We start from the raw sequence: 26,793 nt of genomic DNA on the forward strand, positions 1-26,793 counted from the left end.
AATGCCGGCCAGCGGTTCGCATTACCTTTAAAAACCCAGAAGGAAACAAAAATGAAAATGAGAAATATGGTGGTATCAGGGTTGGCCGGGATGAGCTTAATGACGAGCGCATCAGTATTTGCCGAAACAACCTCGCCACATAGTGTCAGTGCCAATGTCGGTCTGTTCAGTCAATACAATTTCCGTGGTATTGATTTTAGTGATGAAGACGTGGCTCTGCAGGGTGGCTTTGACTATGCTCATACCAGTGGCTGGTATGCGGGCGTATGGGCTTCCAGTCTGGAAGAAGATCTTAATGTGGGTAACAGTCTTGAAGTAGACTTTTATGGTGGTTATTACCATCAGTTTACCGATGACTTTAGTGTCGATGTGGGTATATTGCAGTTCTACTACCCTGATCGTGAGAAAGTACCAGGCTTGGCCGGTGGTAGTGATGAAGATTTTGATACCACAGAAGCCTATGTGGCTGGGACTTGGAAATGGTTTACTGCTAAATATAGTCGTACGCTGACAGATTGGGGCGGTGTCAATAACAATACTATGGGTGCTGACGCAAATGGTGATTCCAAAGGCACAGGGTACTATGAATTGAATTTCGCTTACGGTTTGCCAATGGGCTTCAATTTGTCAGCGCACGTTGGTCGTCTGGATGTCGAAAATTACAGTGAATATGATTACACAGACTACCAGATTGGTCTGAGTAAAGACCTAACGATTGCTGGTTCTGAAGGTTGGACTGTAGGTGTGAACTATACCGATACCAACGCTGATGAAGACTGGTGGGGCGATCGTGGTGACGACCAATTTATCGGATATATCTCACGCAGTTTCTGATTTAGCTTACTAAATGTATCACAGTCACAGCTCCCCTTAATTAAGGGGGGCTGTTATTTTATTAAATCGGGTCTGTTTTCAAGCATTTCACGTAGTCCAAACTCAAGTTGAGAGGAAGTATCGTTACTCAGATCGATAACAACACCTTCCAGGGCTAGCAATTCACCACTGGCAGAAAAGATACCTTCACCTTGTTCCATCACCCAACGGGTTTTGTTGGTGCGAGTACAGATACGATAGATCATCTGGAATTTTCGCTGTTTGGCTATTTGTTCCTGTACATGTTCCCAACAACGAGGTCGATCTTCGGAATGAATCAGCTGCATATAGGTGACATTGTTTGAGTTTATCAGCTCGTAAGGCTGATATTCAGTGACTTCAAGGCAACTATCGCTGACAAATTCAAATGTCCAGTCACGATCATTTTTACAACGGTAAACCATGCTGGGAATATTAGTCATAATCATATCTACGGGTGAGTGACGATTATGTTTCTGCGCTGCTTCAAGTTGCTTGAGCTGAGTGATATCGGTCAACGTGCCAATGACACTGGAACGTTCACCTTTAAAATTGGAACTGCGGGAAGCACGGATTTCGACCCATCGATATGAACCGTTTTTGGTAATGACACGACATTCGATTTGAAAATATTGACGTTTTCCCTGAATAAGTGAATTCATTCTTGATTCAACAAGTAAAATATCTTCAGGGTGTATAAAGCTTAAAAAAGGTTTGTTTATTGATTCTGAAACACTAAAGTCAGTCAATATTTCCCAGGCCGTATTTGCATATATAATATCCTGATCGACATTGTTTATAAAAATGATTTGTCTGATATTATTTAAGAGGCTTGGGAAATTGAATTTTTCTGATTTTAATTCTGAATCATTTTGCGCTTGTGTGATGGAAGAAAATTGGAGCAAATTAAGGTTTGATTGACCCTCGGAGTTGAGTGGTGAAAGTGATATATGTACGGGTATGGTCGTGCCATCGACATATAGCATACGTAGCGTAAGTGTCTGATGTGGTTCATGGTTGGTTTTCATATGTCGCATGAAATTAGTCAACGCAGCATGATTACTGGGGTGCACCATATTGGTCAGTGGCATATTAGTGACCAGTTCGCGCATACCATTCATTCCCAGCTCACGTAGGAAGGCATTATTGGCAAAAATGATATTAAAACCATCAATAACGGCAGAGGGTGTTGATAGCCGTTTTGCAACATCATTTGCCCAACCGAGATTCTTGTCTGATGGCTGATTGCCAGCCAGCATCAGTTTCCGTTGGCTACGAGGATAAAAAGCAATGGTAAGTACAGCAGAAAATAATGCTGCAAATATGGCTGCCGCCACCGCAAAATGTATTTTGAATGGGGCTGTGCTGTCCCACCATGTACCAAATACGATGGCTGTGATCATGCTTAACATGATCATGGTAAATATAATGAGACCCATTGTTCTGACCCTTGAGAACAGCTTTATCGGGAAGCCCGGTTTTGAAGAAATTTGACCTGAAATATATTTTTAAAAGCATACGCCAAAGAGCTGTTTTTTCCAAGCTGATTACGTTGCTTTTATGTATTGCAATGACAGTGCTTTTAATTCAGGCAGGAACTTTATTTTTGTTGGATTATATGATTTCAAGCCAACGTGCAATTGAAAAGGTTAATGTACATAAGATTTATTGGGATAAACATTTATTTTATTTGAATAGTCTGCGACCGTCTGATGCACAGAAAACATTGGCTCAAATGAAAAAAAATTACCTGGATATTGAGGATGAATCTGTTGCCTGGATGCTTAATCAGGAAAATGATGCATTAAAAGTGGCGCTTGAGGATATTAAACAAGCCCAGAAAAACTTTGATGGCGTAGCAGAACTGAACATTCGTATGGCCACTCAGCTCAGATTGGCTGAAAATGTTTTGGATTCTTATAAAGAGCTGGCGGATGCTTTGCATCGGGATAGTGAAATCAAAATTTCAGTGATCGCTTTGCTTAATATCATCAGCCTGCTATTTCTCTACAGCTGCATCATTGCCATTATGTTGGGAGCGAAAAATTTTCTGGTTGAACGCATGGATAGGTTACAGACCTTCCTGATGTTCAAGTTCCCTGCTCAAAAGCAGGAACCAAATGCTGATGAGTTTACTCGCCTGGAGCAACGTATTTTTGAAATGACAGCCAAAATAGAAGGCTATGCCTCACAGGTTGCATGGGCCGAACGTACCAATGAAAAACTGCTTATTTTATTGCGTTCTCATGAGTTTATTCTTAATTTCATTGAGACGACCAGCCATGAAATTCTAAGTGAAAAAACGTTGCTCAAAGTGATTTATTCACTTGAACGAGCGATGAATTTTTCTAATGTTGCGATTATTTACACCGATGACGCAGCGGTTATTTCCAGTGAACAAATCATTTTTTCGCATCATCCGCCGCCAAAACTGGATAATCAAAGATTCGATGAATTGCACCGTAACAACATGTCCAGTTATATGGAACAGAATTCGGAAGGTGAAGAAATTCGCTGTGTGGGAGTGACATTCAGTGGGCCCGCGTCAGCACTTGGGATCTTGTTGATTGAGACAGAAAAAGACAGATTTCTGGAAAATACCGAAATCCAGGTACTGGAAATTACTGCAAAACTACTGACGATGGCCACCAAATTTCACAGTCATGATGAAGAGGGACGTCGGCTGGCTGTCTTGGAGGAACGTGCCGCGATTGCCCGAGAACTGCATGACTCCCTGGCACAATCCTTATCCTTTATGAAGATCCAACTGGCTCGGCTTCAGTCGGCTGGCGATAACAAGATAAAAAGTGCCGAGATGATAGGTGAGCTTCGGCAAGGTCTTGATTCGGCTTATCGCGAGCTACGTGAACTGCTTACCACCTTCCGGGTGCATATGGACTTGCGGGGTTTGGGGTATGCTATTCAAACCACGATTGATGAGTTTTCACAGCGTTCCAGTATCAACATCAATCTTGATTATCGACTTGTCAACTGCCGTCTGACGGTCAATGAAGAATTTCATATGTTACACGTGCTCCGGGAGGCACTATCCAATATCGTGCGGCACTCTAAAGCAAAGAATGTAGCGATATTCCTGGAGCTACGTAAAAATGGAAATGTTGTATTAACCATAGAAGATGACGGTATAGGTTTTACGGCTAATACCAACACCTATGATCATCATGGTCAGATCATCATGAAGGAACGTGCCAATAGCCTGGGAGGGGATCTTGAAGTGATGGCCAAACGCCATGGAGGCACTCGAGTTCGATTGGTGTTTACACCAAAGTCAGTACAATAATTATAGCGAGAGAAAAACATGACTGAGAAAATAAGAGTACTTCTGATTGATGACCATCCTTTATTTCGTAAGGGTGTTGGACAGATCATTTCGGATGATCCGAGTTTTGAAATTGTGGGTGAAGCAGCTTCAGGTCAGGAAGGGATAGATCTGGCCCTTGAGGTTAAACCGGATCTGGTTTTATTGGACCTTAATATGAAAGGCATGGATGGGCTGGAAACATTACGACGTTTCAAAGAGACAGACTTGGATGCTCATTATGTCGTTCTGACGGTCTCGGATGCGGAAGAGAATCTGCTTGAGGCATTGCGAATAGGCGCTGATGGTTATTTGCTTAAGGATATGGAACCAGAGGATTTAAGGAATCATTTGCTTAAAGCCGCTGTAGGCGTCACCGTGTTACAGGACAGCATGACCGAAATATTAAAGAAAGCATTCATAGACCCGCAGCATAAAGTGAGTGCGGATGAGGTCAATCTGACGGTGCGTGAAAACGAAATTCTGGAATGTCTGGCTGAGGGAATGAATAATAAGACCATTGCCCGAAAATTGGACATTCGTGATACCACTGTCAAAGTGCATATCAAAAATATCCTGCGCAAACTGAATCTTACTTCACGTTTGGAGGCGGTGGTGTGGAAGCATCAACAGGATGGCAGGTAACTACTGAATAAATTAATGCCGACAATCCTCAACCAGGATTGCCGGCAATAATTACTGGATTTACAAAGGTCATCAGACCCTAGGGCGTGTTTATCTCTCATTTCCTCCTCTGTTGTGAGCTGAAAAAGCGTCAATCAAGGCACGAGGAGCGCCTTTTAGTTGTTCTAAATAAGTGACGAGCAACGCAGAGTGGCGCTTTTTCAGTCACAACCCGAAGGGCTGGGACTATTTTTGCGGCCGCCTGCGTTGTCAATCACTTATGTAGTAAGGCTACACTGCGTGCTTTCCGCCTTGCCGGACACAAAAATAGTCGCCAGCAGTGGTGGATATGAAAGATAAACACGCCCTAGCAAATTACAGTGCTTTACGCTGACCTACAAAGAAACCAACACCACGTGTCGGAGTTTCAAAGGTAATGGTTTCACCGTTGCCAAAAAACAGCACGTCACCGACAGTGGCATGTACTTTCTGACCGGATTCATCCGTAATAAAGAATTCACCTTCTGCGACATACTTCATTTCTTCGTAATCGTAGGTATATACCAGTGGTTTATCCGTTTTGTTCAGGTGAAAAAAACCGGCACAAAGTGTTTTGTCCTGGCTGTTTGAAACGATGCTGTCACCTAATGTGGCATTAATACCATCAAGGCCCATTGTTGGTTGTGGGTCTTTAACAGCCTGTTTTTTAATTTTCATAAAATGTCTCCTTCGTTAGTGACGGTCCGATTAAATAACGTCACTGGATTAGGGACAATCCTTCTGAAGTAGTACTCAGTTTGTATAGCCTTTTATAAACAGTAACTTGGCATGTTTTTAGTAAAGATACCTGTTTAAAATCAGGTATAGAAGATCCGCAGATTGTCAAAATACGTTTTCTGAATTTTTATTGCGAAAACAATTTAGTTTTTCTTATAAAAAAACAAAGCCATTTCTTCACCCCAAATAATGCCAAATCGCTAAAAAGTAAGCCATATCAACGGCTATTACCCCCTAAGTAGTAATTAGTCTGACTAATAGACACACCTTTGACCGGGGAATAGATTCGATCCCCTGCGGTTGAATTCCCATCCGCAGCTAAAAATATAATAAGGGATACTTTTATGGAAACAGAAGTCGCAAATTTGTTTGCCGAGCAGGTTAGTCTGGGAATGCTTGTGCAAAATCTGGTGTATGCCTCGGGTACCGTCGGGGCTATTTTTGTTGTGATTGGTTTAATGCTGATTGATGTGGGGGGAGTCCGAAGACGTAATATCTTTAATGCCACGATAGAAAAAATGGTTGGTTTTTTTATCGGTTTTACGGCTTACTTTCTGATTGGTTTTGCTTTTTGGGCATCACAATATTACATCATGGTAGATTACACCCTGGTAGATACCATTAAAGACTGGTGGGCCGGCGGTGGACTTTCAAATTCAATGGCGCAAAATGTGGATCCGGCAGTTTTTCCGGGTTTGAATAACTTCCAGATCTTTATTTTCTTCCTTGCTTGTTTTGCTGGTATCGTCAATGTTCTGCTGCACTTTGCAGTATCGGAACGGATGAAAGCATCGGCTTATTACATCACTGCTTTTGTCGCCACCATTGTTTCATCCATTTTGAGCTGGATTACTTGGGGTTCGGTCGGTCCACTGACTAATTTGGGCTTCCATGACTTCTTTGGTGTAGGTTTCGTTTATCTATTCCCTGCCGGTATGGCAATGGTGTTTTCACGTACACTAAGACCTCGTCCAGGCATGTTCTCGGCTCATCCTAAGGTCTCTGAATACCGCCCGCCAAATCTTGGTCTGCTGACAGTGGGCATAATGACAATTTTCGCCGGCCTGCCGATGATTATTCTGTCATGTCTGTTCTTCTTTGACCCAGGTGCATTGGCAGTGAGTGTGACCATGGCTGATACCAGCGTGGGTATTGCTTTTAACAACTATGGTGCGGCTTGGGCTGGTGGTGCTTTGATGGGTGCTGTTCTGGCTTATTCAACTCGTAAGTTCAGCTATTTACTGCTGGGTCCATTGGCAGGTTATGTCGCTGGTGCATCAGGTTTTGACGTGTATGTACCATGGCAAATGTTTTTGGTCGCACTGGGCGCGCCAATTGTTGCTTATGTCATTTATGAGTTTTTGCAAAAAAGACAAATTGATGAACATAAATTATTGCCATTATTTGCCGGTGTAGGTTCCTATGGTCTTATCATGACAGGGCTATTGCATATCGGTGTACCACGTGGTGGTTATCTCGGTATTGAAGAAGGTGCGTATGCGTTCCAGCATGGTGAGATTGGCGTGGTAATGCAGTTGGTAGGCATCGTGGTCAGTCTTGGCTTCGGTATTATTACCGCCTTGGTATTGTCCTTTGTTCTGAAGCATACCACTGGTTTGGATGTATCGGATGATGCACAGGCGGAAGGTCTTGATAAAGTTTATTGGGACATTGAGCCGGATGTTGATCCAGTTACTGACAACAAATCCTGAGTTTGATGTGAAATAGGGTTAGTTCGCCTTATTGCACTTCTAAAAAATCCGGCTTCGGCCGGATTTTTTTGTTCAGTACATATAATTCATTGATACTGGATGCTAACTATCAGATTTTTGGCAAAAAACTTGTGTTTACCAAGGAGATATCGGCATGAAATCAAAGCTGACAATGACTGAGTGCATACACAGTGATTCCTATCATAATGATCAAGGTTCACCTCAACCCCCGCTATATGACACCAGCCTGTTTGCTTTCGAGAGCACGCAGGCCATGCGAGATGTGATGGAGGGTAAGACACCGGGCGCTTTTTATAGTCGCTATGGGATGAATCCCACTATCACGGCCCTGGAAGCTAAACTGACTCAATTAGATAAAGCTGAAGCCAGCCTGGCATTTTCTTCCGGAATGGCAGCAATTTCCGCTCTGTTTATGCATTTTTCTACTCAGGGTATTCTTTGTGTTGGGGATGTATATGGCGGCACTCAGCAGCTTTTAAGCAAACAATTGCCAGCACTGGGTATCAAGACATTCTCACTGCAGAAAACAGATCTGAAAGCAGTAGAAGCTTTACTGCAAGCTGAAAAACCGGCCTTGGTGTTTATCGAAACGCCGAGTAATCCCACATTACAGTTACAAGACATCCATCGGTTAGCAAAACTGGTACATGAATACGATGCGTTGTTAGCGGTAGACAATACGTTTGCAACGCCTGTTAATCAGTGCCCGATTGCGCTTGGGGCAGATTTTACTGTGCAAAGTGCAACAAAGTATCTGGGTGGTCACAGTGATTTGACTGCCGGAGTCTTATCCGGGCCTGTTGTGCAACTCGAGGCGATCAACGATTGGCGTAAAAATCTCGGTCAGACGATCTCGACGGAAGTTGCACACAAACTATCCCGCAGCCTCCTTACATTGGCACTCAGGGTAGAACGGCATAATTTTAATGCTCAGCGTGTTGCTGACTATCTGGAAACACATCCAAAGGTCCGTAAAACCTGTTATCCCGGATTAAAGGGACATCAAAAACATGATTTTATTCACCAGCAAATGTCCGGTTTTGGCGGTATGGTCAGCTTTTATATTGATGGCGACGCCGCAATGGCCGAGCGTTTCGTTGATCTTCTGAATGTATTTGCCATAGCGCCCAGCCTGGGGGGCGTAGAAAGTCTTGCTACCCAGCCGATTTACACCTCTCATTTTGGTTTATCAGAAGAAACACTTAAACAGGCTGATGTGGACGGCAGCCTGATCAGGTTGTCAGTCGGACTGGAAGATATCAAAGATTTGATTAATGATCTGGAACAGGCGTTCAGTCGCTGCTAGGGCGTGTTTATCTTTCATCTCCACCACTGCTGGCGACTATTTGTGTGTCCGGCAAGGCGGAAAGCACGCCGTGTAGCCATCCTACATAAGTGATTGACAAATGAGTCTGGAACTCATTTGAACAGCTTAGCTGGCCGCGTAGCGGTGAAATACAGGGATGTATTTCATACAACGCTGGCGGGCGTAAAAATAGTCCCAGCCCTTTGGGTTGTGACTGAAAAAGCGCCACTTATGTCCACGGACGGACAGGCCGCTATCGCTATCCCTGCTAACGCGGCATTCGGGCATCCTTGCCCATCATATGCCGGCGCGCCAGGGAGGCGCGCGCCAGTCTGCGTGGCCTACATGGATTTAGGTCAGGGGCGTGAGCAGGATGCGGAAGCTTTGCTCGTCACTTATTTAGAACAACTACAAAAACGCCGGGACAAGCAATGTTCCAGACATTGCTTTTGCATACACTCCATCCATGGAGATAAACGTTTTTGAGCGTAAGCCCCAACGGGGTGGGATACATGGATGTATCTCACAAAAGGCGCTCCTCGTGCCTTGATTGACGCTTTTTCAGCTCACAACAGAAACGGAGATGAAAGATCAACACGCCCTAATAACAGAACCTGCTTTGAATCCTGAATAAAAATTCCTTTACTTAAAGGTGCACATTGCCAGTGCATTTTTAACTTTTCTGCTGCACCAAAATGATGCGTTTGTTCTTCATCTATCTAACATTTATTCTTAACTCACTGACTATTATAGGAAAAATACGTGGCATGGATTTTTCATTGTTTCGCCAGGGTAAATTAAATTTAATTTTAATCAACAGGAGCGAGAAATGAAGATGATAACGGCGATCATTCGCCCACATGCTCTCGAACTGGTGCGGGCCGGGATTCAGGAAATTGGTATATCCGGCCTCACCGTGACAGAGGTTAAGGGTTATGGCCGGCAAAAAGGCCATAACGAGATGTATCGGGGGGCAGAATATACGATTAATTTTCAGCCAAAAATCAAACTTGAATTAGTGGTGGGTGATGATGATGTGGCAAAAGCCATTGAAGCCATTTCTACCAGCGCCAAATCCGGAAGAATCGGTGATGGCAAAATTTTCGTTTCAACACTGGAGTCGGCTGTTCGTATCAGAACGGGTGAAACCGGTGAAGCAGCTATTTAGGAGAGTAAAATGGATACGCTTGTAATTGAAGTAAGTTATGCGCTCGACACATTTTATTTCCTGATGTGTACAGCGCTGGTGATGTTGATGGCAGCTGGGTTTGCCATGTTGGAATCGGGATTGGTACGTAGTAAGAATACTGTCGAAATTCTCAATAAAAATGTTCTTTTATATGGTATTGCCTGTCTGGTGTACTTTGTTATCGGCTACAACATCATGTACCCCGCCGATCCAGTAAACTCGTGGATTCCTGGTCTGGACTTCTTCCTCGGTGAAGATAATAGTCCTGAATCGGTATTAGCCGGTGGCGAAGGTGCGCCATATTACTCAGCGATGGCTGATTTTATCTTCCAGGCGGTATTTGCTGCAGCAACCATGTCGATTGTTTCTGGTGCGGTAGCTGAACGTATGCGTTTGTGGCCTTTCCTGATCTTTGCTGTGTTTATGGTCGGTTTTATCTATCCGGTAGAAGGTTATTGGAAATGGGGTGGTGGTTTCCTCGATCAACTGGGCTTCCAGGATTTTGCCGGTTCAGTCGTCGTGCATATGGCTGGTGCCGCCGCCGCGTTGGCCGCGGTCATTATTATCGGGCCACGTAAGGGCAAATACGGTAAAAATGGTGAGGTTCACGCGATTCCAGGTGCGAATTTACCGATGGCAACATTAGGGATGTTTATTCTGTGGTTTGGCTGGTTCGGTTTCAATGGCGGTTCTGAGTTAAAAATTGCCAATATTGAAGAAGCCAATGCCGTAGCGAAGATCTTTGTAAACACCAATATGGCCGCCGCTGCGGGTATGGTCGCGGCATCATTGCTGGCCAGATTCCTGTTCGGTAAAACGGACTTAACTATGACAATCAGTGGTGCGTTGGCTGGTCTGGTGGCAATTACTGCTGAACCCTTAATGCCAAGTCCTGGGCTGGCACTGATCATTGGTGCAGTTGGTGGTATTGTGCTGGTGTTCTCTGTCATCTTTCTGGATAAAATGCAGCTTGATGATCCAGTTGGGGCAATCTCGGTCCATGGTACTGCCGGTATATGGGGTATCTTCGCGGTCATGTTCAGTAACCCGGATGCTACCTTTGCCGGTCAGCTGATCGGTACAGTAGTCACCTTTGCGTGGATGTTTATCGCTTCATTTATCGTACTGTCGATTATTAATAAATTCGCCAAACTACGTGTTGATGAAGAAGAAGAAATGGAAGGTATGGATATCAGCGAATGCGGTATGTCTGCTTATCCGGAATTTACATCTGATAAATAAATCGAGCAGTGACATTGTTCCACTAAAACGCCGGCTTAATGCCGGCGTTTTACCTTTGGGGATTTATTCAAACCGGCTTTTAGCGGATCATATACTGGCAGCCGACAACATTACCTACAATAGAATCAAAGCGAATAATTGTGCAGCTTAAGACTACGAACAAAAGTCGATTATTGGTTTTACGTAATGGCATGGCCCAAGATATATCATTAGCCTATGAATTAACTATCTGAGCTGACTGAGCCTCTATCAGACAAAACACCGTTTACAGTATTTGAGAATCACTATGAGCAAAAAAGAAAATCAGGATATGGTGGTGGAGTTTACGCCGTTAGAAAAAATCGAAGCACTCTATAGTGAGCTAACCGACTGGTATGGTGAAGCGGATAACAAAGAACTCAGAGTCGCTGCTAAATTATTAATGGTGTCACTGGAGAAGTTTTCCATTTACGGTGGTTCCGACTGGCATGAATTAGTAAATGAATATGTCGATATTCTCAAAAACGATCCCGAACAGTTTCAAAAAATCCTGCGCTCCAATCGTGGTGAATTAAAAGATAAAAAAGCCACGGGAAACTATCATTAGGATCTGTTCACATTTATAACTGACTTTGAAGTTCAACAAGCACCACTCAGTAAAAACCGGCGTTTCTCCTGCTCGCTTCTGAGTAGCTTGGCAAATTTTCGTGTTTGTTTGGGTAGGTAAATGAAGTCATCTACCAGCGATTTTTTTCGCCGCTTTTTAGTTAACTCTGCTGGCTCAAAAAAATGCTTGGCATTTTCATAAGATAAGACAAAAGGTGAATAACCTTCCCGCATTAACACATAGCTCATAATCAAGGAGCCTGTGCGGTGATTTCCTTCTAAAAATAGCTGTGGCTGACTGAGGATGTTGGTGAAAATACCAGCACATCGTTTCCAGACATTTGTATTCTGATTTAATGCCAGCCAATCCATTAACTGACCAATCCCACCATCTCTTACATCATAAAAGTGGGCTTGAGTGGCTTCAAACTGGGAGTGTTTCTCTATAGATGATGTGGTGGAGTGTTGATACAGAACAATATAGTTCAGTTCGAGAAGTAACCCCGAATTACCATAGGCAAATAAATCGATACCATTGATCAGGTACTCGTCTATTTTTGCATAACCCGCTATCAGGTTTTCGATCACCGTATCGCTTGGTGGTGTGCGTTTCACCTTGAGCGAGGCATTAATCTTTTTAAAGTTGAGTTGCGTATCTATCAGGCACGATCTGATGGCAGCAATATCAAGTCTTGCAATATTGTCCATCAAATCAAGCCCGATAGTTCATCATGTTGTTCCGTAATTATTCGTGAAAATGACAAAAGACCAGGATTAACTAAACTCACCCCGGACATATTGTTTGGTGAGCAATTGCTGTGGGTCTTCAAAAATTTTCTTTGTGTCATCCATTTCCACCAGATAGCCGGTGCGGCCACCATTAGAAATATCCACTCCCAGAAATGCGGTGACATCAGCAACACGCATTGCCTGCTGCATATTGTGGGTGACCAGCGCTACGCTGTAATGCTGTTTTAACTCAACCATCAGCTCTTCAATCTGTCGTGTGGCAATGGGATCCAGGGCAGAGCAGGGCTCATCCATTAACAGCACATCGGGCTCTGTTGCAATCGCTCGTGCAATACACAAACGCTGCTGCTGACCACCTGATAGTGAGAGACCACTGTTTTTAAGTTTATCTTTAACATCATTCCAGATAGCCGCTCTTTTCAGCGCTTTGACCACCATCTCTTCTTCATCGCCTTTATAACCATTGAGTCGTAAACCAAACGCTACATTGTCATAAATGCTCATTGAGAAGGGGTTAGGAAGCTGGAAAACCATACCGATATAACGTCTTACGATCACGGCATCCACTTTTTTGCTGTAGATATCATGATCATGATATTGGATGTGTCCCTCAAATCTGAACGAGTCAATCAAATCATTCATTCTATTCATACTTCTGAGTACGGTACTTTTGCCGCAACCAGAGGGACCAATAAAGCCAGTCACTTTATTTTTTTCAACCGGGATAGTGGTATCTCTAACAGCCCTGAAATCACCGTAGTAAATATTTTTGACGTAGCAGTCTAAAACGACTGGGCCTTTAGGCTCATATTTCTTGGCAATAAATTCACCTGTTTCGGCTTGCATATTCATAGTTATTTCCTTGGTTATTCTTTAAATTTCGTTCTGCCAACGACACGGGCAACGATATTGAAAAACAGTACGAGTAAGACCAGCGCCAGCGATGCGGTCCATGCCAGTTCAATCTGATTCTCAAACGGCATACCAGAGAAGTTGTAAATCAGAATGGAGAGCGAGGCTGTTGGTTCTGCCAGCTCTGACATGTAGTAATTGCTGAACAAGGCTGTGAACAGTAATGGAGCAGATTCACCCGCCGCACCGGCAACAGCCAGAATGACCCCGGTCATAATCCCGGGTAGGGCGGTCGGTAATACCACTTTAAATATGACCTGAGTACGGGTACATCCCATGCCAAACGCAGCATCTTTCATTCTTTGTGGAACCTGCTTCATGGCTTCCTCAGCAGCCAGAGTGACCGTTGGCAGCATTAATACAGCCAATGCCACACCACCGGCCCAGGCCGAGTAGGTGCCGGTGGTGATAACGATGACAGCATAGACAAACACACCGGCCAAAATAGAAGGAAAGCCGGTCAGCACCTTGGCTAAAAATCTGGAAACGGTCGCGGTTTTACTGTTGGGATTAAGAATGGCCAGATACAGAGCAGCCATGGTTCCAATAGGAATACTCAGTGCGGAGGCAATACCTACCATGGTTAACGTTCCCACGATGGCATTACCAAAACCACCGCCGGTTTCGAATCCGGCTGGTGGCAAGGCTGTGATAGCCTCGAAATCAAGCCTTGCACCACCTTCCATGATGAGCATGTAAATAACCGATACCAGCGGAATACTGGCTAATATGGCTAGCCCCCAAACCAGTCCTGTCAGGAAAAAATCTTTCAGGGCTCTCAGTTCGAGCACATTTTTTTCAAGACTGGGTAAATTGATTCTTGGTGGAAGAATCTGTTCGTTAATCTGACTCATTTTTTACCCTCAAATTTACGCATGGTGTATTGCTGTACGGCCAGGCCGGCAACATTGACCACAAAGGTGATAAGCAGCAAAACCAGAGACGCATACATCAGAGCCTGAATTTCAATCTCACCTGCTTCTGGGAAGGTTGAAGCCAGCAAGGATGCCAGTGTGTTGGCAGGGGCAAACAGCGAAACACTGATGTCATTCACGTTACCAATTAACATGGCCAGTGCCATAGTTTCACCCAACGCGCGACCAAATCCCAATACCAAACCGGCCAGAATCCCGGAGGAGGCTGTTGGTAACATGACTTTAAGAATCACTTCCCATTTTGTCGCCCCCATACCATAGGCTGCTTCTTTTACTTTATAAGGAATACGACGGAAGGCATCGGCTGAAATGGCTGCGACAGTCGGAAGAATCATAATAGCGAGTACTAATGCGGCGGGAGCCAGGCCTGGACCACTTAAATCAGTACTAAATAAAGGAAACCAGCCAAACGTTTCATGTAGCCAATGGGCGGCCGGCCTGATTAGCGGGATAAGTACATAAATACCCCACAAACCATAAACCACCGAAGGAATAGCCGCTAACAGCTCAATGATGGTTCTGAACATCACTTCGATTTTGGCATGCATGAATCCCTGGGTCAGGAAGATGGCAATAGCGACTCCTAATCCACCACCAATCAGCAGCGCGAGCAGTGAGCTGTATAACGTGCCCCAAATTTCAGGTAACACGCCAAATTCATTCTGGTTGGTATCCCAGGTTGTGCCAGTAATAAAACCTAAACCATGCTCCTTAATTGCAGGTAAAGCCTGAGAACCGAGTTCAAAGACGATATAAGCCAATAAAAGTATGATTGATAAAGCACATAAATAAGCAAAAGATCGGAAGACAGAATCTTTCATATAATCACTGGGAGAAGGTGGCGCGGACAATGTTTTGCCACTTGCGGAATCTTTAAAAGGATCGTGAACCATTTGTGTTCCTATCAATCGTGAATATTTATAGTAAATATCGCTAACATCGTTTTCAGGCTCTTGAACAGATAAATGCTGCAAGTGTTTAAAACACTTGCAGCATTGTTTTATCCGATCACCAAGAGTGATTACTGAATCATGCTGGCCGCGTTGCGAACTTTCTCAACAACATTTTCTGGCAGCGGGATATAGCCCATTGCTTCAGATGATTCCTGACCTGTTGTAATCATGTATTCAATAAGGTCTTTTAAGGCTTTGGCTTTCTCTTCACCTTGGTTTTTGTAAACCAATAACCATGTGAACGTTGCGATAGGATAGGCATCATCACCCGATGGGTCAGTTGCCCATGCACGCAGGTCCGGTACATCACTATTTGGCAGATTACCCTCCGGGAAATCAGTCGTCGCTAAGGCTGAAGCACCTGTTTCGCCACCAGCTTCAATAAAGTTACCTTTTTGATTTTCCAGCATGGCCGTCGGCATTTTGGTCAGTTTGGCAAAACCATATTCAACATAGCCGATTGCGCCAGGTGTTTGTTTGATAGTCGCTGTTACACCATCATTTTTAGGTGCTTTGACAATTGTGCCAGCACTTGGCCAGTTTGGTGCTTTTGCACCACCAACCTGTTCTTTGAAGTTATCGCTGATCGCTGCTAAGTGATTAGTGAATACATAGCTGGTACCACTTGAATCAGAACGAACAACAACAGTAATGTTTTGGTCAGGAAGTTTTACACCAGGATTAGCCGCCTGAATTTTTGGGTCGTTCCAGTTCGTAATGTTGCCCAGGAAGATTTCCGGATAAACATCACGTGGCAATTTCAATTCTTGAACACCATCAAGGTTGTAAGAAATGACGACTTCGCCCGCCGTGACTGGAAGCAGAATAACGCCTTTTTTGACTTGTTCTATTTCACTGTCTTTCATTGCAGCATCACTGCCTGCAAAGTCTACCGTTTCGTTAATGAAATCCTGAATACCTGCGCCACTACCTTTAGATTGGTAATCAATACGAACGCCATCAGTTTGCTTGCTGTAGTCTTTAAACCACTTGTTATAAAGTGGTGCTGGGAAACTTGCACCAGAACCAATCAATTTAAGATCAGCGTATGCAGCGGATGAACTCATGGCACCAATAAGCGCGCCAATGACAAAAACTGACTTTGCGCTCTTCGCAAATAGTTTCATAAAAACTCCTGACAAATGAAAAAAGTAAAACACTCAATTTACTGGTTGCTAAGTCTATTGGTGGTTTGTTAAAGATTTATGACAGTGGCGAAGATGTTGAATGTATCTCTCTAAATGACGCGTAAGTTTGGCCTTAAGGGTATTCCTGGACCGACGGCATTAACAGGTGAAATCTCATGTTAGCCTTGTTTATCAGGTCATCGAACTAGTATTACGGTTGATATCCCAATGCTTTCTTCTGAAAACAGACAATAAAAGATTAACAACTTGTTAATCTGTTATTCATCCAAGCTTAATTCCTTGTCGGTTTGATTTTCATCTCTTGCAAATATCATGGCTCTCAGGTTAACAACAGGAGAGACCAACAATGAAAACGACATATCTTGCAAGCGCATTCAGTCTGATTTTTACCACCTCGGCATTTGCTCAAATCGATAAAATCGATGCAGAAGCTATTCAGGCAGCACAAAACGCCTGGGCAGAAGGTATTGTGGAAATCGGCCAGGCCAAAATCAATGGTGAAGATGCAGGCGCAGTCGCCAGTGAGTTACTGGACAACTTGTATGCATTCGACGACAAAGTGCTATTCAAACCAACTAAAGCAGTGGATGACCCGTTCCGAAACAGTTATGAAGAAGCACTTTCGTATTTTGTAGGCGGCATGCTTGAGGAAGATAAAGGCTTTGCTCTGCAGCCTTGGACTGCAGTTCGATTTGAGAATGAAGACCTGCTGATTCGTGACGAAAATGCCCTTGCAATGGGGCTTTACTACTTTACCGATACGGCTGGTAACGAAACCAAAGTTGAATACACATTTGGTTATCGATTGGATGACGATGGCAGTGTCAAAATCGAATTACATCACTCTTCCTTACCTTTTAGTAAGTAATTAATTCAGCCTGCACAAGATCTTGTGCAGGCTTTTTCTCCTTTATTAAAGAGTCTGCTTAATATGAAGAAATATTCGAGTGCACCTTTGTTTATGCTGCTGGCCGGGTTTATTGGTCCTGTGAGTTATGTTCAGGCTTATGAGGCTGGTGACTGGTTGGTTCGTGGAAGGGTGATTAACGTTAATCCAAATGATTCAAGTGGAACGGTATCAGTTAATGGAGTTGATCAAGGAACGGAAGGTGTCAGTGTTGATAGCGATACTGTACCGGAACTGGATATCACCTACATGATGACACCCAACTGGGGCATAGAATTGATTTTAGGGTATTCCGAGCACACCGTGGATGGTAGCCAAAGCTGGGATTTTCTGGGGCCGGTCGCTGAAACCAAAGTTCTGCCACCAACCCTAACTTTGCAATATCATTTCCGCCCAAATGCCAAACTGAAGCCGTATATCGGAATGGGAGTGAACTACACCTATTTCTTTGATGAAAAGGTTCCCAACAGCTCTGGCCTCAGTAATCCCGGTGACTCGGTCAAACTTAAATCATCGTGGGGACTGGCTTTTCAGGCGGGTGTTGACTATGCACTGGACGATGACTGGTTTGTGAACCTTGACCTGAAATACATCGATATTGATACCACAGCGACTTATCGGAATACGGCGGCGGGCTCGGTGTCTGTCAGTACTGATATTGATCCAGTGATCTTCGGTATCGGTATCGGCAGACGTTTTTAATGTGAAAAACCCATTAGATTAATCTGAGATAGTGGAGATGGTTTAAGTAAACTGCCTGAATGTTGATATATTAGGTTTTGCGAACGATTTTATTCTTCACTGGGTTGCATTTGATGTACCGGAAAAAAATTATTGCTTTTGCTGTTGTCGCTCTTGCCATGGTTTTCCTGGCAGGAGCGCTGGCTATCTGGTCAACAAGACTGACTGCCCAGAACATCGTTCAAGTGAACATGGCAAATGCATTGCTCACAGAGCATTGGAAATTATCCAATAACAGTTATCGTTTATTCAAACAGATTACCGATGAATTATTATTTGGCAAAAATGCCAATCAGGCGTTAGTTCGTAACAAGCGAGAGTTGATTGCCAATGCCATTTCCACAATAACGCAACTTGAACAACAACAACGACTGGCTCTGGGCGAAATCGCCACCAAGGGAACGATAGAAGATACCAAGGAGCTGGAAAAGTTACTCAACGATATTCTTGATGCGTTTGACGCGGTGCTTGCTGAGCCGGTAAGTCAGCTTAATACTGAAAAAATTCGTTTCCTGCTGGAGGAGCAGATTGATAATCGGTTTCGGGAAGCCATTAATTCAGCTTTGCAACGACAAAGTACTATCGTCAATTCACTAAATTCTGATATCGAAAATATTCACACCAATATTGCCTGGGCTGCTGCAGCACTCACTATTTTTGCGGTATTTGCAGCACTGTTGGGTAGTTATGCCATGATTCGTAATATTTCGATTCCAGTAGATTTTCTAAAAAAAGCAGCCGAATCTTTTGCTGACGGAAACCTGAATTATCGTGTGCCACGAGGATTTGACCGAGAGTTTGATGCGATTTCAGCCGCCTTTAACGATATGGCCCAGAAACTTTCTGAAGAGAAATCTTTGCGGGATAAACTCAATAGTCAGCTGGAGTTTGAGGTTAATAAACGCACCAGTGAATTGCAGGTCCTCAATGAAACCTTGAAAAAAAATGATGCTGCCAGAAGAAGCTTTCTGGCAGATGTCAGTCATGAACTGCGCACACCACTCACCATCATTCGTGGTGAAACCCAGGTCGCGCTTCGACAGAGCAGACAACTTGATGAGACCGAGGCACGAAGTATTTTGGAAAGCGTTCATGAACAGTCTCTTTTATTGAGTCGTCTAGTGGATGATTTGTTGTTTATTGCTCGAACAGAAGCCAATAATCTTCAGTTAAAGATAGATGTATATTCGATTAATAAGCTGCTGAAAAATTGCGTAAATGAATTTCAACGTACGGCAAATCAGCACAAAATCAATCTGAAATGTGGCCTTCCTTTTGATGAGGCTATTGTCAGGGTTGATAAAGATCGATTTCAACAATTGCTGAGAATCTTGTTTGATAATGCAATTAAATATAGTCCATCCGATACCAACGTTACCGTTTCGTCAAAACTGGATGCTGGTAATGTAATCATTACTGTTCAGGATCAAGGTGCTGGGGTGGCAGATGACGAGTTGCCATTAATTTTTGACCGATTTTATCGAAGTCAACGAATGCAGCATGAAAAACCAACGGGATCAGGACTGGGCTTGTCCATTGCCAAATCAATATGTGATGCCCATCAGGCATCTATCTGGGCGGTCAATACGGAAGACGGACTGGCAATTCATATTAAGCTTGCTGTGGAGTAACAATGCAAATATTGATTGTTGAAGATGAAAAGCGTGTGGCCGATTTTATCTGCAAAGGTTTGAGGGTTGAAGGCTATTTTTGTGAACAGGCTCATAATGGTCAATCAGGGCTTATGCTGGTCAATTCACATAGCTTCGATGTCATTATTCTTGACAGAATGTTACCGGATACAGACGGCATCAGTTTTTTAAAGCATATTCGTAATGCAGGTATTTCTACGCCGGTGTTATTTCTTACAGCGTTGGATGATATTGAAGAAAAGGTTCACGGCTTGCGTGCAGGAGCCGATGATTATTTAACAAAACCTTTTGATTTTGAAGAATTACTTGCCCGTATCGAAGTGCTTTCCCGTCGGGGAATAAATGGACCTGATGTCGATGAAAATATTATTAAACTGAATGATATTTCTATTTCTCTGACCCACAGGACAGTTTATAAGGGGAATGAGCTGATAAAAATGACCACAATGGAATTTGACTTATTGTTGTTTTTAGCAAAATCCAAAGGTCGTGTGTTAAGTCGTGAACGTATACTAAATGCTGTCTGGCAACTCAACAGTGATCCATTGACGAATGTGGTTGATGTTTATATCAATCGTTTACGCAAAAAATTCGACATTCATCAATCCGAATCCTTTATCGAAACGCTTCGTGGTGTAGGTTACAGATTAAACATTAATTGACATAAGGATGTCGGCTGGGAATTTCAATTAGCCATTTTGCTGCAAACTCTTAGGTCAGTGAAAATCTTCCTTTGTTGAATTTGTTTCCACAGAATCCAATAAAAAAAGCCCAGCACTACTAAGAATGCCGGGCCAATTTATGAAGCTGCTTTTACATTAACTTACAAGCTAAACACGCTTAATACACCACCCAGTGTGGTCCAGCTCGATAGGGATTTGTAGGCACCTACAGCGCCAAGACCATCGGTATCATTTTCCAGATTATTGGTCATACCAATACCGGCCCAACCACCAATGCCTGACAAAATTGAGATGTATTGTTTACCATCGTGTTTGTATGAATTGACGTTGCCAATAATGCCCGATGGAGTTTTAAAGCGCCAAAGTTCACGTCCGGTTTTGGCATCCAGGGCTTTCAGATACCCCTCCAGCGTGCCATAAAAAACAACATCGCCAGCGGTAACCATGGCTCCGGACCAAACTGAGAACCGTTCAGGATTTGTCCAGACGATTTTGCCTTCACGAGCATCCCAGGCAATAAAGTTACCCATATTGTCTTTGGTGGCCGCAAACATATTTACTTCAGCACCGACGTATGGCTGACCGGCTAAATATTCAACTTCAAACGGTTCCAAATCCATACAGATATGGTTGGTTGGTACATAGAACAAACCCGTTCTTGGAGAATAAGCCGCAGGTTGCTGATCTTTGGCTCCATGGGCCGCAGGACAGATACCGGTTGTCTGAGTATCTTCACCATTGGCTTCAGGTGAGTAAGTGGCCACACGATCCGGAAGTCCCGTTTTCATATTGATGCTGTTGGCCCAGTTAACACTTGGGTCGAATTTTTCAGCTATCAATAATTCACCGGTTGCACGATCCATGGTGTAACCAAAGCCATTACGGTCAAAATGCACCAGCATCTTACGCATTTTGCCTTTTACTTTCTGGTCCACCAGAATATTTTCGTTAACGCCGTCATAATCCCATTCATCATGGGGTGTCATCTGATAGATCCATTTGGCTACACCGCTATCCAGATCACGAGCAAACAGGGACATGGTCCATTTGTTGTCACCTGGTCGTTGTAGCGGATTCCAGGTAGATGGATTACCGGTTCCGTAGTAATAAAGATTCATTTCAGGATCATAGGAGAACCAGCCCCAGGTAGTGCCGCCACCAATTTTCCACTGCTCACCTTGCCAGGAATTCAATGAGGAATCTTTGCCGATTGGTTGTAACATAGCGGTGGTATTTTCTGGATCGACCATCATTTCGTCATCAGGTCCGGTGCTATATGCTTTGTAGAGTGTTTTGCCATTCATATCATAGGCTTGAACATAGCCACGAACACCAAATTCACCACCGGAAATACCGACAATGATTTTGTCTTTAAAGACATTGGCATTACCGGTATTGGTTGCGCCGGTAGTTGGGGTATCACGTTTATCTGACCAGAGCACTTCACCGGTATCAATATCTAACGCCACCAACGTGGTATCCGCCTGGTTAAGGAAAATTTTACCGTCCCCATAAGACAAACCACGATAGACCACGTCACAGCACATTACTGGAACCGTTTCAGAGTAGTTTTGTTTGGGTTCGTATTTCCATTTGATGGCCCCATCGTTGTTCAAATCCAGTGCATAGACGATATTTGGATAAGGTGTATGGACATACATCACATCATCAATGATCAACGAGTTACCCTCGTGCCCGCGTAATACGCCGGTAGAAAAAGACCAGGCCATTTCCAGATCTTTAACGTTCTCCAGATTGATTTCATCTAATTGGCTGTAACGTGTATTGGCATAGTTTCCTGCTGACATAACCCATGTCTCTGGATTTTCCTGCATGCCGAGTAACTCATCTGCAACAGTGAGACCGGGAAGCGCCAATGACATCATTGCGATAGATAATTTAGTTTTATTCATATTGTTTCCTCTATGTTAGCCGCTTCAAAAACCGATAATTAACCGTCATGTGAAATTAGCTTTTGAACGGAGTGAGGATGTTAGCAACGAGGTAACAGGAATAATTGCCCGTGTGTCCGAATCTTTTTTAACGCTCTGGAACCACAGTCAAGTTGGCGCGGTAGATGTTAAGCAGAAGAAATTCTGTAAAGAACATATATATAAGTTTGAGCACGGTCTATCTGATGGAGAAGAGATCGATTTACAAATTGATGGAGTATTAAAGAAGTGATTAACAAATTTCAGACATAAAAAAACCTCAGAAGTAGCACTTGCTGAGGTTTTTTAATAATCATTGGCTCCCCGAGCTGGACTCGAACCAGCGACCCAATGATTAACAGTCATTTGCTCTACCAACTGAGCTATCGGGGAACAGAAAGATGGCTATGATAGTGATTTGAGCCCGGAGGGTCAAGGATTACTACTAATTTTTTTAACTGTCTGGGCATGACTTTATATATGTTATTGATTGTAATATTTTTTCAACTGTATCGTGTTGACTGGCTTAAAACACTTTTTAGACAGAAGGAGGATTAAGTGGAATATATTGCTCCTATTAGCTCTGCCGTTATGGCACTTATCTGGGTGATTTATTTACAACTATTATTTGTTCAATATCGCCGCAGTAATCGACCTTATCTGATTTTTCACCATGCCCAGAATGAAAATCCTGATGCATTGTGCCTATTGGTCAATATGGGTGAGAGAGCGATTCATATTCAATGTGTCCAGGCAGTTGTAACGATGCAATCCGGAGAAATATATGAGCTTGGTGTTACCCAGTTCAAACGGGTGAATGTGATGGAGCAAAATGTTCAGCAGACTCTGCGTCAGGGACCATTGTTAAATGGGGGCTATCTGGTACTTGGAACCTTCAGAGATATTATTGAGAATGCTGAAGCAGCAAAAGGAGAAGCAATTGTGCTTGAACAGGTTGAAACGCTTGAATTAAGAGCTGCTGCTATACATGCGCCCAGTAAACATCCAGTGGGAGCCCGGCGTGGCTTTAAACTAAAACATGATGGAGGTTCATGCATTTTTCCAAAACAGATCTCCACTGAGCAGATGGTGAACCGTAAACAACAGAAAGAGGTGATTAACTGGATTGAAACAGAACTTAACCCAGTTAATCATCCAACAGACAGAGATGATCAGGAAAAGCCAAAAGAGCCTAATCCCTAGGCTCAAATGCAATTATCAGAGTAATTTATTGCTCAATAAATTCAGCAATGCGTTGTAAAGCATTTTGTAAATTACTTTCGCTGGTGGCAATTGATAAACGAATATGGTTTTTCAGACCAAATGCGGTTCCAGGAACCACTGCAACACCTTTTTCAACCAATAAGGCTTCTGCAAAGTCCATATCATCTGTTAAATCTGGTTTGTTAGCCAATACACCACTGATATCTGGAAACACATAAAAAGTACCATCTGTTTCGAGAGCGGTAATGCCTTGCATCTGATTCAGTTTTTCGACCACAAAATCGTGACGTTTTTTGAATTCAACCAGCATAGTTTGTACACAGCCCTGATCACCATTTAAGGCTTCGACTGAGGCCGCTTGTGAAATAGAGGTGGGGTTTGATGTGCTCTGCGATTGAATTTTTTTCATCGCGCCGATTAATTGAGCAGGGCCACCGGCATAACCAATACGCCAGCCAGTCATTGAATAGGCTTTGGAGACACCATTCATAACGATTGTGCGGTCATATAAATCAGGGCAAGCCATTACGATATTGTAAAACGGTTCATCGGCCCAATATATAAGTTCGTACATGTCATCAGTGGCGATGAGAATGTCAGGATACTTACGCAACACTTCGCCCAATGCTTCAAGTTCAGCTTTGGTGTAAGTCATGCCGGTTGGGTTGGAAGGGCTGTTGATGACAAATAACCGGGTTTTGTCAGTGATGGCTTCTTCAAGTTGTTGTGGAGTGATTTTATAACGTTGATCACGGTCGCCAATGATGATCACCGGTTTGGCATCAGCGAGTAAAACCATATCAGGATAAGATACCCAGTAAGGGGCCGGGATAATTACTTCATCGCCAGACTCTAATAAAGCCTGTGCCAGATTAAAGAAGCTTTGTTTACCGCCACATGAAACCAGAATTTGATTGGCTTCGTAAGTTAAACCGTTATCACGGGAAAACTTTTTGATGATGGCGTTTTTCAATTCAGCGGTACCATCAACCGCGGTATATTTGGTTTGGCCCTTATCAAGCGCTTTAACGGCTGCTTGTTTAATATGATCCGGCGTATCGAAATCCGGTTCGCCGGCACCAAGACCGATAATATCTTTACCTTCGGCTCTCAAGGCCGCGGCGCGTGCGGTAATGGCTAAAGTAGGTGAGGGTTTGATGCTTTGAACGCGCTGTGAGAGTTTGATAGTCAAAATCTGTCCTTCGAGAAACGATAGTGATTAGAAAACCGTAATATACGATAAACACGGACATTGCTAAAGAGTATGAAAAAACAATTTGAATTAGTCTGCGAGTTTGAACCGGCGGGGGATCAACCAACTGCGATTGCCTCGCTGGTTGAGGGATTAAACAACGGTGAAATGTGGCAGACCCTGTTGGGGGTCACCGGCTCGGGAAAAACCTTTACGATTGCCAATGTTGCGCAAGCTGTGCAGCGTCCGGTAATGGTTCTGGCACCCAATAAAACGCTGGCTGCACAACTTTATAGTGAGATGAAAGAGTTCTTTCCCAATAATGCGGTGGAATATTTCGTTTCCTATTACGATTATTATCAGCCGGAAGCCTATGTGCCGTCATCCGATACCTTTATAGACAAAGATGCGTCGGTGAACGAACAAATCGAACAAATGCGTTTATCAGCAACCAAAGCCATGCTGGAACGGCGCGATGCGATTATCGTCTCCAGTGTGTCCTGTATTTATGGTTTGGGTGATAAAGATGCCTATCTGGCGATGGTCATGCATCTGGTTCAGGGCGATATCATTAATCAACGCGAAATTTTACGGCGTCTTGCCGAGTTGCAGTATTCGCGAAATGATATTGAATTATCGCGTGGTACCTATCGGGTTCGAGGCGAGGTTATTGATATATTCCCGGCTGAATCGGAACGTGATGCGGTACGTGTAGAGTTGTTTGATGATGAAGTAGAGCAGATCAGTTATTTCGATCCGTTAACGGGTGAAATATTGCAACGGATGAACCGCATTACCATTTATCCGAAAACGCACTATGCCACCCCCCGCGAGACCATTCTGGGTGCTGTGGATTCGATCAAAGATGAATTACGTGAAAGATTGGCTGAGCTAAATGAACAGAATAAATTAGTCGAAGCTCAGCGCTTAGAGCAGCGCACCCGTTTTGATATCGAAATGTTATTAGAGCTTGGCTACTGCAACGGTATTGAAAACTATTCTCGACATTTATCGACTCGACAAGCAGGAGAGGCACCGCCCACTTTATTTGATTACCTGCCTGATGATGCCATTTTGGTCATTGATGAAAGCCATGTGATGATTCCGCAGATTGGCGCGATGTATAAGGGGGATCGGTCACGTAAGGAAACGCTGGTGAATTATGGTTTCCGATTACCGTCTGCACTGGATAACCGACCAATGATGTTTGATGAATGGGAAAAGCAGGCACCGCAAACCATTTTTGTTTCGGCTACGCCCGGGAAATATGAAGCAGAACATGCCGGCAATATCGTCGAACAGGTAGTGCGTCCAACCGGGTTAATCGATCCCGAAGTGGAAATTCGTCCGGTCGGTACGCAGGTCGATGATTTGCTTTCCGAGATTAATAAACGCACAGCCGTCAATGAGCGGGTTTTGGTCACCACCTTGACCAAACGTATGTCTGAAGATCTCACTGATTATCTTCGCGAACACAACGTCAAAGTGCGATATCTGCATTCGGATATCGATACGGTCGAACGGATGGAGATTCTGCGTGATCTACGGCTGGGTGAGTTTGATGTGCTGGTGGGTATCAACTTACTCAGGGAAGGACTGGATTTACCTGAAGTCTCGCTGGTAGCGATTCTGGATGCTGATAAAGAAGGGTTCCTGCGCAGTGACCGTTCGCTGATTCAGACAATTGGGCGTGCAGCGCGAAACCTTAATGGTAAAGCGATTTTATATGCCGACAAGATTACCGGCTCAATGCAACGGGCAATTGATGAAACCGATCGGCGTCGTGAAAAACAGATTGCCCACAATCTGGAGCATGGCATTACCCCAATGGGTATTATCAAATCGATTCGTGGTGGCATGGATGATTCGAAAAGCAAAAAAGAGGAAAAACTGCGCTTTGCCGAAGTGGCAGAAGAACATGCCAAATATGCCTCACTGTCTCCACAACAATTGGCCAAACGTATTCAACAGATTGAAAATGCAATGTATAAACATGCACAGAACCTGGAGTTTGAAGAAGCGGCTAAATTAAGAGATGAACTTGATAAAGTCAGAAAGATGGCGCTAGGGCCGGTTGCTTTGTAATAGAGACCTATACATACGCTTGGAAATACTTAGTTCTATTGGCGGTATAAAGC

At 43.7% G+C, this 26,793-nt stretch carries 23 protein-coding genes and 1 tRNA gene; 14 read left to right on the forward strand and 10 right to left on the reverse strand.

The genetic code is table 11. The features are described from left to right. The first annotated feature begins 51 nt into the window (after positions 1 to 51). Entirely contained in the window at positions 52 to 834 is a 783-nt protein-coding gene (locus B4F66_RS10105; protein ID WP_292355701.1) for a TorF family putative porin, read from the forward strand. Between the two features lie 53 nt (positions 835 to 887). Here B4F66_RS10105 and B4F66_RS10110 read toward each other — a convergent pair whose 3' ends face one another. Beyond that, entirely contained in the window at positions 888 to 2,291 is a 1,404-nt protein-coding gene (locus tag B4F66_RS10110) for a PAS domain-containing protein (protein ID WP_292355703.1), read from the reverse strand. 296 nt (positions 2,292 to 2,587) lie between these two features. On the opposite strand from B4F66_RS10110, the gene B4F66_RS10115 reads away from it, so the two are divergent. Both B4F66_RS10115 and narL read left to right on the forward strand, forming a co-directional pair. Further along, positions 2,588 to 4,153: a histidine kinase gene (locus B4F66_RS10115; RefSeq protein WP_292355705.1), complete on the forward strand. Its 1,566-nt coding sequence runs from the start codon at positions 2,588 to 2,590 to the stop codon at positions 4,151 to 4,153. Positions 4,154 to 4,171: 18 nt separating this feature from the next. Continuing rightward, positions 4,172 to 4,816 (forward strand): two-component system response regulator NarL, encoded by a 645-nt coding sequence (gene narL / locus B4F66_RS10120; protein ID WP_292355707.1) that lies wholly within the window; start codon positions 4,172 to 4,174, stop codon positions 4,814 to 4,816. A gap of 354 nt (positions 4,817 to 5,170) precedes the next feature. Here the strand turns inward: narL and B4F66_RS10125 are convergent, their stop codons facing one another. After that, on the reverse strand, positions 5,171 to 5,512 hold the full coding sequence (locus B4F66_RS10125; RefSeq protein WP_292402364.1) for a cupin domain-containing protein: 342 nt from the start codon (positions 5,510 to 5,512) through the stop codon (positions 5,171 to 5,173). 404 nt (positions 5,513 to 5,916) lie between these two features. Here B4F66_RS10125 and B4F66_RS10130 point away from each other — a divergent pair, with 404 nt between their 5' ends. The 5 genes from B4F66_RS10130 to B4F66_RS10150 all read left to right on the forward strand — a co-directional run bounded on the left by B4F66_RS10130 (position 5,917) and on the right by B4F66_RS10150 (position 11,628). Further along, positions 5,917 to 7,284, forward strand: a complete 1,368-nt coding sequence (locus tag B4F66_RS10130; RefSeq protein ID WP_292737774.1) for an ammonium transporter — start codon at positions 5,917 to 5,919, stop codon at positions 7,282 to 7,284. Between the two features lie 154 nt (positions 7,285 to 7,438). After that, a complete protein-coding gene (locus B4F66_RS10135; protein WP_292402370.1) occupies positions 7,439 to 8,611 on the forward strand; it encodes a trans-sulfuration enzyme family protein in 1,173 nt (390 codons plus the stop codon). 829 nt (positions 8,612 to 9,440) lie between these two features. Further along, positions 9,441 to 9,779, forward strand: coding sequence for a P-II family nitrogen regulator (locus B4F66_RS10140; protein WP_292356040.1), 339 nt, complete (start codon positions 9,441 to 9,443; stop codon positions 9,777 to 9,779). Between the two features lie 9 nt (positions 9,780 to 9,788). After that, complete coding sequence (gene amtB, locus B4F66_RS10145; protein WP_292356038.1) at positions 9,789 to 11,042, forward strand: ammonium transporter AmtB; 1,254 nt, start codon at positions 9,789 to 9,791, stop codon at positions 11,040 to 11,042. Positions 11,043 to 11,328: 286 nt separating this feature from the next. Beyond that, positions 11,329 to 11,628, forward strand: a complete 300-nt coding sequence (locus B4F66_RS10150; protein WP_292356036.1) for a hypothetical protein — start codon at positions 11,329 to 11,331, stop codon at positions 11,626 to 11,628. A 32-nt stretch (positions 11,629 to 11,660) separates the two neighbouring features. Here B4F66_RS10150 and B4F66_RS10155 read toward each other — a convergent pair whose 3' ends face one another. The 5 genes from B4F66_RS10155 to pstS form a co-directional block, all read right to left on the reverse strand. Then, positions 11,661 to 12,335 (reverse strand): hypothetical protein, encoded by a 675-nt coding sequence (locus tag B4F66_RS10155; protein WP_292356034.1) that lies wholly within the window; start codon positions 12,333 to 12,335, stop codon positions 11,661 to 11,663. Positions 12,336 to 12,401: 66 nt separating this feature from the next. After that, positions 12,402 to 13,229 (reverse strand): phosphate ABC transporter ATP-binding protein PstB, encoded by an 828-nt coding sequence (gene pstB, locus B4F66_RS10160; protein ID WP_104934604.1) that lies wholly within the window; start codon positions 13,227 to 13,229, stop codon positions 12,402 to 12,404. Positions 13,230 to 13,243: 14 nt separating this feature from the next. Further along, complete coding sequence (pstA, locus tag B4F66_RS10165; RefSeq protein WP_292356032.1) at positions 13,244 to 14,143, reverse strand: phosphate ABC transporter permease PstA; 900 nt, start codon at positions 14,141 to 14,143, stop codon at positions 13,244 to 13,246. Beyond that, positions 14,140 to 15,045, reverse strand: a complete 906-nt coding sequence (gene pstC, locus B4F66_RS10170) for a phosphate ABC transporter permease subunit PstC (RefSeq protein WP_292403011.1) — start codon at positions 15,043 to 15,045, stop codon at positions 14,140 to 14,142. The genes pstA and pstC overlap by 4 nt, the downstream gene beginning before the upstream one ends. A 200-nt stretch (positions 15,046 to 15,245) precedes the next feature. Next, positions 15,246 to 16,337 carry a phosphate ABC transporter substrate-binding protein PstS gene (gene pstS, locus B4F66_RS10175; RefSeq protein WP_292356029.1) on the reverse strand — a complete coding sequence of 364 codons (1,092 nt, stop codon included), beginning with the start codon at positions 16,335 to 16,337 and terminating at the stop codon, positions 15,246 to 15,248. Positions 16,338 to 16,671: 334 nt separating this feature from the next. Here pstS and B4F66_RS10180 point away from each other — a divergent pair, with 334 nt between their 5' ends. The 4 genes from B4F66_RS10180 (at position 16,672) to B4F66_RS10195 (ending at position 20,287) form a co-directional block, all read left to right on the forward strand. After that, entirely contained in the window at positions 16,672 to 17,193 is a 522-nt protein-coding gene (locus B4F66_RS10180; protein ID WP_292356027.1) for a metal-independent carbonic anhydrase family protein, read from the forward strand. Positions 17,194 to 17,256: 63 nt separating this feature from the next. After that, a complete protein-coding gene (locus B4F66_RS10185; RefSeq protein WP_292356025.1) occupies positions 17,257 to 17,934 on the forward strand; it encodes an OmpW/AlkL family protein in 678 nt (225 codons plus the stop codon). A gap of 113 nt (positions 17,935 to 18,047) precedes the next feature. Then, positions 18,048 to 19,604 carry a sensor histidine kinase gene (locus B4F66_RS10190; protein ID WP_292356024.1) on the forward strand — a complete coding sequence of 519 codons (1,557 nt, stop codon included), beginning with the start codon at positions 18,048 to 18,050 and terminating at the stop codon, positions 19,602 to 19,604. A gap of 2 nt (positions 19,605 to 19,606) precedes the next feature. Further along, positions 19,607 to 20,287 (forward strand): response regulator transcription factor, encoded by a 681-nt coding sequence (locus tag B4F66_RS10195; protein ID WP_292356023.1) that lies wholly within the window; start codon positions 19,607 to 19,609, stop codon positions 20,285 to 20,287. Positions 20,288 to 20,448: 161 nt separating this feature from the next. On the opposite strand, the gene B4F66_RS10200 is transcribed toward B4F66_RS10195, so the two are convergent. Both B4F66_RS10200 and B4F66_RS10205 read right to left on the reverse strand, forming a co-directional pair. Continuing rightward, complete coding sequence (locus B4F66_RS10200) at positions 20,449 to 22,221, reverse strand: methanol/ethanol family PQQ-dependent dehydrogenase (protein ID WP_292356022.1); 1,773 nt, start codon at positions 22,219 to 22,221, stop codon at positions 20,449 to 20,451. Positions 22,222 to 22,556: 335 nt separating this feature from the next. After that, positions 22,557 to 22,632, reverse strand: a tRNA-Asn gene (locus B4F66_RS10205). Positions 22,633 to 22,797: 165 nt separating this feature from the next. Here B4F66_RS10205 and B4F66_RS10210 point away from each other — a divergent pair. Beyond that, entirely contained in the window at positions 22,798 to 23,442 is a 645-nt protein-coding gene (locus B4F66_RS10210; protein WP_292356020.1) for a hypothetical protein, read from the forward strand. 25 nt (positions 23,443 to 23,467) lie between these two features. Here B4F66_RS10210 and B4F66_RS10215 read toward each other — a convergent pair whose 3' ends face one another. Beyond that, positions 23,468 to 24,655, reverse strand: coding sequence for a pyridoxal phosphate-dependent aminotransferase (locus tag B4F66_RS10215; RefSeq protein ID WP_292356018.1), 1,188 nt, complete (start codon positions 24,653 to 24,655; stop codon positions 23,468 to 23,470). Positions 24,656 to 24,727: 72 nt separating this feature from the next. Here B4F66_RS10215 and uvrB point away from each other — a divergent pair, with 72 nt between their 5' ends. Continuing rightward, positions 24,728 to 26,740 carry an excinuclease ABC subunit UvrB gene (gene uvrB / locus B4F66_RS10220; RefSeq protein ID WP_292356016.1) on the forward strand — a complete coding sequence of 671 codons (2,013 nt, stop codon included), beginning with the start codon at positions 24,728 to 24,730 and terminating at the stop codon, positions 26,738 to 26,740. Positions 26,741 to 26,793: the final 53 nt, after the last annotated feature.

Origin of the sequence: Methylophaga sp. UBA3603 (genome assembly GCF_002375335.1) — a bacterium.
In the GTDB taxonomy this organism is placed as follows: Bacteria; Pseudomonadota; Gammaproteobacteria; order Nitrosococcales; family Methylophagaceae; genus Methylophaga.

Bases quoted from the DNA above. Each gene is read 5' to 3' on its own strand.
- B4F66_RS10115 (WP_292355705.1), top strand. From the start codon at position 2,588: ATGAAAAAAAATTACCTGGATATTGAGGATGAATCTGTTGCCTGGATG.
- B4F66_RS10185 (WP_292356025.1), top strand. From the start codon at position 17,257: ATGAAGAAATATTCGAGTGCACCTTTGTTTATGCTGCTGGCCGGGTTT.
- B4F66_RS10180 (WP_292356027.1), top strand. From the start codon at position 16,672: ATGAAAACGACATATCTTGCAAGCGCATTCAGTCTGATTTTTACCACC.
- pstC (WP_292403011.1), bottom strand. From the start codon at position 15,045: ATGAAAGATTCTGTCTTCCGATCTTTTGCTTATTTATGTGCTTTATCA.
- B4F66_RS10140 (WP_292356040.1), top strand. From the start codon at position 9,441: ATGAAGATGATAACGGCGATCATTCGCCCACATGCTCTCGAACTGGTG.
- amtB (WP_292356038.1), top strand. From the start codon at position 9,789: ATGGATACGCTTGTAATTGAAGTAAGTTATGCGCTCGACACATTTTAT.
- pstB (WP_104934604.1), bottom strand. From the start codon at position 13,229: ATGAATATGCAAGCCGAAACAGGTGAATTTATTGCCAAGAAATATGAG.
- B4F66_RS10150 (WP_292356036.1), top strand. From the start codon at position 11,329: ATGAGCAAAAAAGAAAATCAGGATATGGTGGTGGAGTTTACGCCGTTA.
- B4F66_RS10105 (WP_292355701.1), top strand. From the start codon at position 52: ATGAAAATGAGAAATATGGTGGTATCAGGGTTGGCCGGGATGAGCTTA.
- B4F66_RS10110 (WP_292355703.1), bottom strand. From the start codon at position 2,291: ATGGGTCTCATTATATTTACCATGATCATGTTAAGCATGATCACAGCC.
- B4F66_RS10130 (WP_292737774.1), top strand. From the start codon at position 5,917: ATGGAAACAGAAGTCGCAAATTTGTTTGCCGAGCAGGTTAGTCTGGGA.
- B4F66_RS10190 (WP_292356024.1), top strand. From the start codon at position 18,048: ATGTACCGGAAAAAAATTATTGCTTTTGCTGTTGTCGCTCTTGCCATG.
- B4F66_RS10155 (WP_292356034.1), bottom strand. From the start codon at position 12,335: ATGGACAATATTGCAAGACTTGATATTGCTGCCATCAGATCGTGCCTG.
- narL (WP_292355707.1), top strand. From the start codon at position 4,172: ATGACTGAGAAAATAAGAGTACTTCTGATTGATGACCATCCTTTATTT.
- B4F66_RS10135 (WP_292402370.1), top strand. From the start codon at position 7,439: ATGAAATCAAAGCTGACAATGACTGAGTGCATACACAGTGATTCCTAT.
- uvrB (WP_292356016.1), top strand. From the start codon at position 24,728: ATGAAAAAACAATTTGAATTAGTCTGCGAGTTTGAACCGGCGGGGGAT.
- B4F66_RS10195 (WP_292356023.1), top strand. From the start codon at position 19,607: ATGCAAATATTGATTGTTGAAGATGAAAAGCGTGTGGCCGATTTTATC.
- B4F66_RS10200 (WP_292356022.1), bottom strand. From the start codon at position 22,221: ATGAATAAAACTAAATTATCTATCGCAATGATGTCATTGGCGCTTCCC.
- B4F66_RS10125 (WP_292402364.1), bottom strand. From the start codon at position 5,512: ATGAAAATTAAAAAACAGGCTGTTAAAGACCCACAACCAACAATGGGC.
- pstA (WP_292356032.1), bottom strand. From the start codon at position 14,143: ATGAGTCAGATTAACGAACAGATTCTTCCACCAAGAATCAATTTACCC.